Source organism: Pseudomonas sp. GW821-FHT04D07 (assembly GCF_059420225.1).
Map to the genome: position 1 here is coordinate 105,564 of NZ_JBWKTH010000023.1, position 9,437 is coordinate 115,000.

The 9,437-nt window shown below is 61.1% G+C and carries 9 protein-coding genes; 3 read left to right on the forward strand and 6 right to left on the reverse strand.

All coding sequences use genetic code 11. The annotated features are described in order from the left end of the window. Positions 1-10: 10 nt before the first annotated feature. From AC07T0_RS23410 to hemJ, 4 genes are read right to left on the reverse strand one after another with little or no spacing between them, the layout of a single operon-like run. Positions 11-799, reverse strand: coding sequence for an SDR family NAD(P)-dependent oxidoreductase (locus AC07T0_RS23410; RefSeq protein WP_495003419.1), 789 nt, complete (start codon positions 797-799; stop codon positions 11-13). Between the two features lie 60 nt (positions 800-859). Further along, on the reverse strand, positions 860-1,825 hold the full coding sequence (locus AC07T0_RS23415; RefSeq protein ID WP_495003420.1) for a DUF805 domain-containing protein: 966 nt from the start codon (positions 1,823-1,825) through the stop codon (positions 860-862). 57 nt (positions 1,826-1,882) lie between these two features. Beyond that, positions 1,883-2,854, reverse strand: a complete 972-nt coding sequence (locus AC07T0_RS23420) for an NAD(P)H-dependent flavin oxidoreductase (protein WP_495003421.1) — start codon at positions 2,852-2,854, stop codon at positions 1,883-1,885. A 35-nt stretch (positions 2,855-2,889) separates the two neighbouring features. Next, positions 2,890-3,318 (reverse strand): protoporphyrinogen oxidase HemJ, encoded by a 429-nt coding sequence (gene hemJ, locus AC07T0_RS23425; RefSeq protein ID WP_495003422.1) that lies wholly within the window; start codon positions 3,316-3,318, stop codon positions 2,890-2,892. Between the two features lie 134 nt (positions 3,319-3,452). Between hemJ and argC the strand changes: the two genes are divergently transcribed. After that, complete coding sequence (gene argC / locus AC07T0_RS23430; protein WP_495003423.1) at positions 3,453-4,487, forward strand: N-acetyl-gamma-glutamyl-phosphate reductase; 1,035 nt, start codon at positions 3,453-3,455, stop codon at positions 4,485-4,487. A 237-nt stretch (positions 4,488-4,724) separates the two neighbouring features. Then, entirely contained in the window at positions 4,725-5,075 is a 351-nt protein-coding gene (gene erpA, locus AC07T0_RS23435) for an iron-sulfur cluster insertion protein ErpA (protein WP_007906865.1), read from the forward strand. A 55-nt stretch (positions 5,076-5,130) separates the two neighbouring features. Here the strand turns inward: erpA and AC07T0_RS23440 are convergent, their stop codons facing one another. Together AC07T0_RS23440 and AC07T0_RS23445 are read right to left on the reverse strand one after the other, a co-directional pair. Further along, on the reverse strand, positions 5,131-6,219 hold the full coding sequence (locus AC07T0_RS23440; protein WP_495003424.1) for an anhydro-N-acetylmuramic acid kinase: 1,089 nt from the start codon (positions 6,217-6,219) through the stop codon (positions 5,131-5,133). A gap of 6 nt (positions 6,220-6,225) precedes the next feature. Further along, complete coding sequence (locus AC07T0_RS23445; RefSeq protein ID WP_495003425.1) at positions 6,226-7,638, reverse strand: peptidoglycan DD-metalloendopeptidase family protein; 1,413 nt, start codon at positions 7,636-7,638, stop codon at positions 6,226-6,228. Between the two features lie 209 nt (positions 7,639-7,847). Between AC07T0_RS23445 and tyrS the strand changes: the two genes are divergently transcribed. After that, positions 7,848-9,047 (forward strand): tyrosine--tRNA ligase, encoded by a 1,200-nt coding sequence (gene tyrS, locus AC07T0_RS23450; RefSeq protein ID WP_495003426.1) that lies wholly within the window; start codon positions 7,848-7,850, stop codon positions 9,045-9,047. Positions 9,048-9,437 lie beyond the last annotated feature (390 nt).

Consider the following 9,437-nt stretch of genomic DNA (forward strand, 5'->3'; position numbering starts at 1 on the left):
AGTTCAAGTTTCAGCGCGGGCAATAGGTCTTGGTAACGACACCGGCGAGCTTGCACATCGCCCAGCGCGGCATCAGGCGCGGGGCACGGGCCAGCCAGCGATTACGCCAGCCAGGAATGATCACTGCGCGGTTCTTGTCCAGGGCGCGCACGGCATATAGCGCCACTTCTTCGGGGCTCATCATCAGCCGGCTGCGTGAAAGCTTTTCGACTGCCAGTTGTGCCGTGTGGAAGAACGCAGTGCGGGTCAGCCCCGGGCAGAGCACCGAGACCTTGATACCTGATTTCTTAAGCTCTTCGCGCAGGCCTTCGGAGAAGTGCAGCACGTAGGCCTTGCTCGCATGATAGCTGCTCATCCAGGGCGCCGGGTGAAAGGCGGCCATCGACGCCACATTGAGGATCTGCCCGCCACCCTGTATCGCCATGAGATTGCCCAGGGTATGACAAAGTCGGGTCAGGGCGAGGATGTTGACTTCGATCAGGTCCTGCTCCGTCCCCCAATCCTGGGCCAGGAAGGGGCCGCAAGTGCCGAGGCCGGCGCAGTTGACCAGCAGGTCGATCTGCCGCTCACCTTCTTCCAGTTCCAGCAGAAAGCCGGAAAGGCGCAGCGGCTCGCTCAGGTCACAGGCGCGAAACAGCACTTCGACGCCGAAGCGCTGGGTCAGTTCCAAGGCAATGGTTTCCAGCTGATCACGCTGGCGGGCCAGCAGAATCAGGCTGCGGCCACGGCGCGCCAGGGCTTCGGCCAGAGCCAGGCCAATGCCGCTGGAGGCGCCGGTGATCAGGGCGTAACGGGTCATGCAGTTCTCCATCACACCGGCTCCGAGCCTTGGGACAGAGGGTCGCAGGCTCAGAAACGGTTATTCTTTTTCATCTTTGTCATAGTCTACAGCGGGTGGGGCGGATTCGGCTGCCGCTGCCGCATCGCTGGGGCTGTCGGCCTCGTCGGTGCTGACGGCGTCACCACTTTCGGAATAACCGGCCGATTCGTTGTTGTAGTTTTTTTCCAGGTTGGCCAGGCCGCCGGTCACGGCAACGACGCCAACGATGACCCCGAAGACGACCGAGAGCACGGCCAGGGCCTTGACCGCGGTGCTGTTGGGTGGTGGTGGGGCGCCGTATTGGTTGGCGCCGCTATTGCCAGGGCAGAACATCAGCACGAGGGGGAACAGGCTGCCCACGAAGGGGACCAGGGTCAGTAGCCAGAGCCAGCCGGACCAGCCGATATCGTGCAAGCGCTGTACGGCGATCTGGATGGAAAAGACCACGAAGGCGATCAGGGCCGCGCCGCCGAGTACAACGCCGATGGTGATCGCCGTATTCAGGGAAGCTGCCGCGGTGCCCATGGCGATGGCGAAGATTGCTCCGGCCACCGGCAGGGTCACGAACATCAGTACGATGCTCCAGGCCAGATAGCGCAGCCGACCGATACGCCCGCGGGTGGTGAACGCCTGGAGTTGGCCAAAGGTGGGGAGGGCGTCGCCGACCCGGGCTTGCGGTGGCGCATAGGGTGATTGGTCAGTGGCGCTGTCTGCTGGTGCGGTACTGGCCGGCAGATCATCGATATCCGCCAGGCTCAGTTCGACGGCCGCCGACTCGGCTTCCAGGCGGGCTTCGATGCCGGTCTTGCGCAAGGCTTGCAGATAGGACTCGGCCTCGGCGGCCGAAAGGTCGCGTTTCAGGGCGACAGGCTGGCCGCTGAACAAGCGTTCCAGCGAAGCGACGTCGGTCTTGAACAGCGCGGCCAGGTTGAACTGGGCGGTGGTTTTGTCCACACCGGCCTGCAAGGCGCCGTCGAACACGATTTTGAAGCGGTTTTCGCTCATGAAGGGCGTCCTTGTCACAAGTCATTGGCGTTGCAGGTTAAGCCTGCAACACGGATGTTACGGTCTCGGCCAGTGCCTAGGCAACTCCGCGGCCAGTGCCTGGGCCTTGCGGTACTCGGCATCGAGCCGGGCGACCAATTGGTCGACGCTGGGCAGGTCACCGATCTCACCGACCCCCTGGCCGGCCGACCAGACGGTTTTCCAGGCCTTGGCCTCGTCACTGAGCGGCTTGAGCTTGGAGCCGAAGTTCACTTCGCCCTTGCCTTGCAGCGCGGCGAGGTCGAAGCCGGCGTTTTCCAGGCTCTGGCGCATAAAGCTCGCGGGCACGCCGGATACCGCCGCAGTGTGCACGATATCGGCCGCCTGGGATGTGAGCAGCATCTCTTTATAAGCGTCAGGCGCATGACTTTCCGAGGTTCCGATAAATCGTGTGCCGAAGTAGGCCAGATCCGCGCCGAGCACCTGGGCGGCGAGAATTTCGTGACCGTGGTTCAGGCAACCAGCCAGCAGCAGGGTCTTGTCGAAGAACTGGCGGATTTCGCCGATCAGGGCGAACGGGCTCCAGGTGCCGGCATGGCCGCCCGCACCGGCCGCCACGGCAATCAACCCGTCGACACCTGCCTCGGCGGCTTTTTCGGCATGGCGGCGGGTGGTCACGTCGTGGAACACCAGGCCGCCGTAGCTGTGCACGGCATCCACCAGCTCCTTGACCGCGCCCAGGCTGGTGATGACGATTGGCACCTTGTGCTCGATACAGATCTGCAGATCCGCCTGCAGCCGCGGATTGCTGTGGTGCACGATCAGGTTGACGGCATAAGGCGCCGGATTGTCGAGGGTCGCCAGGCCCGCTTCGATTTCCTCGAGCCAGGCCTTGAAGCCGCTGCTCTCGCGTTGGTTCAGGGCCGGGAAGCTGCCCACCACCCCATTGCGGCAGCAGGCGAGCACCAGCTGCGGGTTGGAAATCAGGAACATCGGCGCGGCCACCACGGGCAAGCGCAGGCGTTGTTCGAGCAGGGCGGGCAGCGACATGGAGAGTGCTCCGATCAGGGGTGAGTGACTTGTGGCTAGAACGGTCGGACAACGACCAGAATGACAATAGCCAGCAATAGCAGAACCGGCACTTCATTGAACCAGCGATAAAAGACATGACTGCGGGTGTTTTCGCCACGGGCAAAACGTTTCACCTGGGCGCCGCACATATGGTGATAGCCGATCAGCAGCACCACCAGGGTCAGCTTGGCGTGGATCCAGGCGCCTTGGCTGAAGACGCTTGGGTTGAGGGCGATCAGCCAGCCGCCGAAGATCAGCGTGGCGATCATCGCCGGGCCCATGATCCCGCGATACAGCTTGCGCTCCATGACGCTGAAGCGCTCTTTGCTGACGCTGTCCTCGCTCTGGGCATGGTAGACGAACAGGCGCGGTAGATAGAACAGGCCGGCAAACCAGCAGATGACACTGACGATATGCAAGGCTTTGACCCACAAGTAGAGCATTTTTGGTGATTCCCAGGTTCACGGTAGGCCGAATAGTAGAGGCTTGAGCGCCCGCACGTCACCTTGACGGTTGTCGCAGGCGCGCGTGGCCCCTATTATCGTGGGCTTTCCAGTGGTTTCGTTGAGGGCAGGTCATGGTCAAGGTCGGTATCGTCGGCGGCACGGGTTACACCGGTGTCGAATTGCTGCGTCTGTTGGCGCAGCATCCGCAGGCAGAAGTGGCAGTCATCACTTCGCGATCCGAGGCCGGTCTGGCCGTGGCCGATATGTACCCGAACCTGCGCGGTCACTACGACGGCCTGGCCTTCAGCGTGCCGGACATCAAGACCCTCGGCGCCTGCGACGTGGTGTTCTTCGCCACGCCCCATGGTGTGGCCCATGCCCTGGCCGGTGAGCTGCTGTCCGCCGGCACCAAGGTCATCGACCTGTCCGCCGATTTCCGTCTGCAGGACGCCGAAGAGTGGGCCAAGTGGTATGGCCAGCCGCACGGTGCGCCAGCGTTGCTGGAAGAGGCGGTCTACGGTCTGCCGGAAGTGAACCGCGAGCAGATCAAGCAAGCCCGTCTGATTGCCGTGCCGGGTTGCTATCCGACCGCAACCCAGCTGGGTTTCCTGCCGCTGCTTGAGGCGGGCCTGGCGGATACCACGCGGCTGATCGCCGACTGCAAGTCCGGCGTCAGCGGTGCCGGTCGCGGTGCCAGCGTCGGTTCGCTGTACTCGGAAACCTCCGAAAGCCTGAAGGCCTATGCGGTCAAGGGCCATCGTCACCTGCCGGAAATTCGCCAGGGGCTGCGCCGTGCGGCGGGCCAGGATGTGGGCCTGACCTTCGTGCCGCACCTCACGCCGATGATCCGGGGTATCCATTCCACGCTTTACGCGACCGTGGTCGACCGTTCGGTGGATCTGCAGGCGCTGTTCGAGAAGCGTTATGCCAACGAGCCATTCGTCGATGTAATGCCGGCCGGCAGCCATCCGGAAACCCGTAGCGTGCGTGGCGCCAACGTCTGCCGGATTGCCGTGCACCGTCCGCAGGATGGCGATCTGGTGGTGGTGTTGTCGGTGATCGACAACCTGGTCAAGGGCGCTTCGGGCCAGGCGGTACAGAACCTGAACATCCTGTTCGGCCTGGACGAGCGTCTGGGCCTGTCCCATGCGGGCATGCTGCCGTAAGGCATCGATCCCCTTGTAGGAGCGAGCTTGCTCGCGATGGTAGCCCAGGCGGTGCGGGGCGTCAGATGTCCCGCGTCATCATTAACGACCCTCGCGAGCAAGCTCGCTCCTACCGCCATGGTATGAGGTGATGTTGGTTGATATATCGTAACAACAATAGTTGACCGCTTTTCTAGGAGAAGCGGATAATGCCCGTCATCACGCATTATGGCGGCGTAGCGCCGGGAGATAGTCAGCATGAGCGTCGAATCCTTCACCCCCACGGCTTTGCAATTCACCCACGGTGCCGCGCACAAGGTGAAGAGCCTGGTCGATGAAGAGGGCAATGATCGCTTGAAGCTGCGCGTATTCGTTACGGGTGGCGGTTGTTCAGGGTTTCAGTACGGCTTCACCTTCGATGAGGAAGTGGCCGATGATGACACCATCGTTGAGCGCGAAGGCGTCAGCCTGGTGGTTGATCCGATGAGCTTCCAGTACCTGGCAGGCGCCGAGGTGGATTACCAGGAAGGTCTGGAAGGCTCGCGGTTCGTGATCAAGAACCCGAATGCCACCACCACCTGTGGTTGCGGGTCGTCGTTCTCGATCTGATCGTAGAGTGTGTTTTACCCTCAGCGCCGCGAATTTCGCGGCGTTTTGCTGTGTCTCAGGCCGGGTAGATCGCGCCCAGCACCCGCAGGCCGCGGGCACCGGTGACGCTGGGGCGATTGGCGGCGATGCCGTCAAGGCAGCATCGGGCCAGCCAGGCGAAGGCCATGGCTTCCACCCAGTCGGGGTCCACACCATGGCTGGCGGTGCTGGCAACCCGGGTGGCGGGCAGCAGTTGGCCGAGTCGAACCATGAGTGTCGCGTTATGGGCGCCGCCGCCACAAACCAGCAATTCTTCCGTGTTCTCCTGGGCGCCAGTCAGCGACTCGACGATGGTTCGTGCGCTGAGTTCGAGCAGGGTGGCCTGAATATCTTCGGCCGCCAGGCTGGGCAGGCGACTCAGGTGTCGCTTCAGCCAGGTCAGGTTGAAGACCTCGCGACCGGTGCTTTTCGGGCCCTTGGTCTGGAAGAACGGATCGCTGAGCAGTGCCTGCAGTAGTCGGGGCTCGACCTGACCGCTGGCCGCCCATCGGCCATCGCGGTCGTAGGGCTCGTTGCGTTGATCCTGGATCCAGGCATCGAGCAGTACGTTGCCGGGGCCGCAGTCGAAGCCGGATACCGCCTGGCCCGGCTCGATCAGGCTCAGATTGCTGAAGCCGCCGACATTCAGCACGGCGCGATGGCCTTCGCGCTCTTCGAAAAGTGCTTCATGGAACGCCGGAACCAGTGGCGCGCCCTGGCCGCCGGCGGCCACATCGCGACGGCGGAAGTCGCCGACGACAGTGATGCCGGTCAGTTCGGCCAATAAGGCCGGGTTGCCGATCTGCACGGTAAAGCCGCGTGCCGGCTCGTGGCGGATGGTCTGGCCGTGGCTGCCGATGGCGCGAATCGACTCGGGGCCGAGTTGCTGTTGCTCCAGCAGCGTATTGATGCCCTGGGCGGCCAGGGTCACCCAGTTCTGCTCGGCGATGGCGGTGCGGGCAATTTCGTCGGGGCCGCTGGCGCACAGGCCAAGCAGCTCGGCGCGCAAGGCTTCGGGCATGGGAATGTAGTGGCTGGCCTGCAGCCGGATGGAGCCGTCGAGCGCTACCAGGGCAATGTCCAGCCCATCAAGACTGGTTCCGGACATCACACCTATGTAGAGCATCGTGGTTTACCGTTTGGCCGAGGCGACTTTGCTGGATTTTTCCTGGTTCATGCGTGCCATCAGTGGCTGGCTCTGTTGCAGGAAACGGGCACGTTCGGACTTGGCGATCGGGTCGGCCATGGGCAGCTTCTGGCCCAGGGGGTCGACATGTACGCCATTGACCTGGAATTCGTAGTGCAGGTGCGGGCCAGTCGATAGCCCGGTGGTACCGATATAGCCAATCACCTGGCCCTGCTTGACGGTGCTGCCGGTCTGGATGCCCTTGGCAAAACCTTGCATGTGGCCGTACAGGGTCCGGTAGGTATTGCCGTGCTGGATGATCACGGTGTTGCCATAGCCGCCGCGACGACCGGCCAACAGCACTTTTCCGTCGCCGGCGGCCTTGATCGGCGTACCGCGCGGGGCGGCATAGTCGACGCCTTTGTGGGCGCGGATCTTGTTCAGGATCGGGTGTTTGCGGCCCATGGAAAAGCGCGAGCTGATACGGGCGAAATCCACGGGGGTGCGGATAAAGGCCTTGCGCATGCTGTTGCCGTCAGCCGTGTAGTAGCTGCTGTTGCCCTGCTTGTTGGTGTAGCGCACCGCGGTGTAGGTCTTGCCGCGGTTGGTGAAGCGCGCGGAGAGGATATTGCCGGTGCCGATAGTCTTGCCATTGAGCACTTTCTGCTCGTAGATCACTTCGAATTCGTCGCCGGGGCGAATGTCCTGGGCGAAGTCGATGTCGTAGCCGAACACATGGGCCATTTCGCGGGTCAGGCTGTGGGGCATGCCGGCGCGTTGGGCGGAGAGTGACAGCGAGCTATTGATCACGCCGTGCACATAGGCTGAACTGACCACCGGCTGGGTAACCACGCGCTTGAAGGTGAAACCTTTCGAGCCCTTGGTCAGGGTGATGGTCTCAACGTCGCTGACCTTGCTGTGCAGGTTGTTCAGTTGGCCGTCGGGCGTCAGCTCGAACTCCAGGACCTGGCCATGCTTGAGCTGGGAAAACTGCTTGGCTTGTTTATCGCTGGCCAAGACCTCATGTACTGAAGCAGCCGGCAGCCCGACCTTCTCGAACAGCGTGGAAAGGGTATCGCCCCGGGCTACGGTGACTTCCCGATGGCTGGGGGCCTTCTTTTCCTCGGGGGCGGGTGCGGTCTTGGCGGTCTCGTGAGTGTCTTCGGCGCTGTTGTCGATCTGGGCGAAAGGCGATGGATTGCCTTCATTTGTGGCTTGATCGAGTTCGACAGCGTCTTTGTCTTGTGTCAGTTGATCCGCTGGGGTTTCCAGCTCCAGGTTCAGCGTTGTCTTCTTGGCCTCTACGTCACTGGAAGGAAATACCAGTAGCGCCAGGCTGAGAAGGGCGGCGATACCACTTGCGGCCAGCAGGTGGGTCTTCGGATAAAGCGGGGGCGCTTTAGTCGGCTCTGTGGTCATAGGTAATTTGACTTTGAAGAAGATGAATTGGAAAAGATGAATGACATGATGAAGATGAAATAACTGTATAAAATATAACCAAATCATCTCTGAAGCAAGTCTGTCATGTGCGGACGGGCGTTTCGTGCCCGTATGCCGGGCAAAACTTGTATTTGGGCGGCGATCTTGTATGGTTGGTTCCCTTTGAATCTGAGCCTTGCAGGTTGGTTATGAAGTCGGTTGAAGAGCAGCTCGCGCTGATCAAGCGTGGTGCGGAAGAGGTGTTGGTCGAGTCCGAATTGGTCGAGAAGCTCAAGCGCGGCCAGCCGTTGCGTATCAAGGCCGGCTTCGACCCGACAGCGCCGGATCTGCACCTGGGCCACACAGTCCTTATTAACAAGCTGCGCCAGTTCCAGGAGCTGGGGCATCAGGTGATCTTCCTGATCGGCGATTTCACCGGCATGATCGGTGACCCGAGCGGCAAGAGCGCCACGCGTCCGCCGCTGACGCGTGAGCAGGTGCTCGATAATGCCGAGACCTACAAGACCCAGGTGTTCAAGATCCTCGATCCGGCCAAGACCGAGGTCGCGTTCAACTCCACCTGGATGGATCAGATGGGGCCGGCGGACTTCATTCGCCTGACGTCGCAGTACACCGTGGCGCGCATGCTCGAGCGCGACGACTTCGACAAGCGCTATACCACCAACCAGCCGATCGCCATCCATGAGTTCCTCTATCCGTTGGTGCAGGGTTATGACTCGGTTGCGTTGCGCGCGGATGTCGAGCTGGGCGGTACCGACCAGAAGTTCAACCTGTTGATGGGGCGTGAGCTGCAACGTGCTTATGGGCAGGAGGCTCAGTGCATTCTCACCATGCCGTTGCTCGAAGGGCTGGATGGTGTGAAGAAGATGTCCAAGTCCCTGGGCAACTATGTGGGAATCCAGGAGGCGCCGGGTGTCATGTACGGCAAGCTGGTGTCGATCCCGGATGCCTTGATGTGGCGCTACTTCGAGCTGCTGAGCTTCCGTTCGATGGATGAGATCAATCAACTGCGCAAGGATGTCGAGGCGGGTGCGAATCCGCGCGATATCAAGATCCTGCTGGCTGAGGAAGTCGTCGCGCGTTTCCATGGTGAAGAGGCTGCGGCCAGTGCTCACCGTGCGGCGGGCAATCGGATGAAGGATGGCGAGCTGCCGGATGATCTGCCTGAGATTGAAATCAGCGCGGCTGAAGACATGCCGATCGCTGCGGTCCTGAATAAGGCCGGCCTGGTGAAGAACTCGGCGGTTGCCCGGGATCTGCTGGGTTCCGGTGGCGTGCGTATAGATGGTGAGGTTGTTGATCGCGCCTTTATATACAAGCTGGGCGCTACTCATGTTTGCCAGGCGGGAAAGAAGGCGTTTGCCCGGATCACCCTCAAGGTCGAGTAACACTGTCTTATAGATAGAAAGCAAACTATGGGAGCCGCAGGCTCCCATAGTCGTTTTTGCGCTGCTTTTGACCCTTATGACAGAAAAGTGAAAATAAGCGTTGACGGGAAATCCTGTGGCTCTATAATTCGCCCCACTTCCGGCGCAGTCGAAACGGAAAAGCCTTTGAGATTCAATGATTTACAAAGGTTTTTGGGTTCTCGACAGGCGGTTCGCTTCAATGTATCGAAGCCCAGAAGTAGCTGAAAAGGCAGCGTGTTTTCGCCTTCTCGGCGGTTCGATCTTCTCGGTCGAAAGCGGTGTAAAAGAGGTGTTGACAGCAGCGTGTAACGCTGTAGAATTCGCCTCCCGCTAACGAGAGATCGAAAGCGCAAGTGGTTGAAGTTGAAG

What these genes read in the sequence shown, in the direction of transcription:
- AC07T0_RS23410 (WP_495003419.1), bottom strand. Translation starts at nt 799, where the DNA reads ATGACCCGTTACGCCCTGATCACCGGCGCCTCCAGCGGCATTGGCCTG.
- AC07T0_RS23415 (WP_495003420.1), bottom strand. Translation starts at nt 1,825, where the DNA reads ATGAGCGAAAACCGCTTCAAAATCGTGTTCGACGGCGCCTTGCAGGCC.
- AC07T0_RS23420 (WP_495003421.1), bottom strand. Translation starts at nt 2,854, where the DNA reads ATGTCGCTGCCCGCCCTGCTCGAACAACGCCTGCGCTTGCCCGTGGTG.
- hemJ (WP_495003422.1), bottom strand. Translation starts at nt 3,318, where the DNA reads ATGCTCTACTTGTGGGTCAAAGCCTTGCATATCGTCAGTGTCATCTGC.
- argC (WP_495003423.1), top strand. Translation starts at nt 3,453, where the DNA reads ATGGTCAAGGTCGGTATCGTCGGCGGCACGGGTTACACCGGTGTCGAA.
- erpA (WP_007906865.1), top strand. Translation starts at nt 4,725, where the DNA reads ATGAGCGTCGAATCCTTCACCCCCACGGCTTTGCAATTCACCCACGGT.
- AC07T0_RS23440 (WP_495003424.1), bottom strand. Translation starts at nt 6,219, where the DNA reads ATGCTCTACATAGGTGTGATGTCCGGAACCAGTCTTGATGGGCTGGAC.
- AC07T0_RS23445 (WP_495003425.1), bottom strand. Translation starts at nt 7,638, where the DNA reads ATGACCACAGAGCCGACTAAAGCGCCCCCGCTTTATCCGAAGACCCAC.
- tyrS (WP_495003426.1), top strand. Translation starts at nt 7,848, where the DNA reads ATGAAGTCGGTTGAAGAGCAGCTCGCGCTGATCAAGCGTGGTGCGGAA.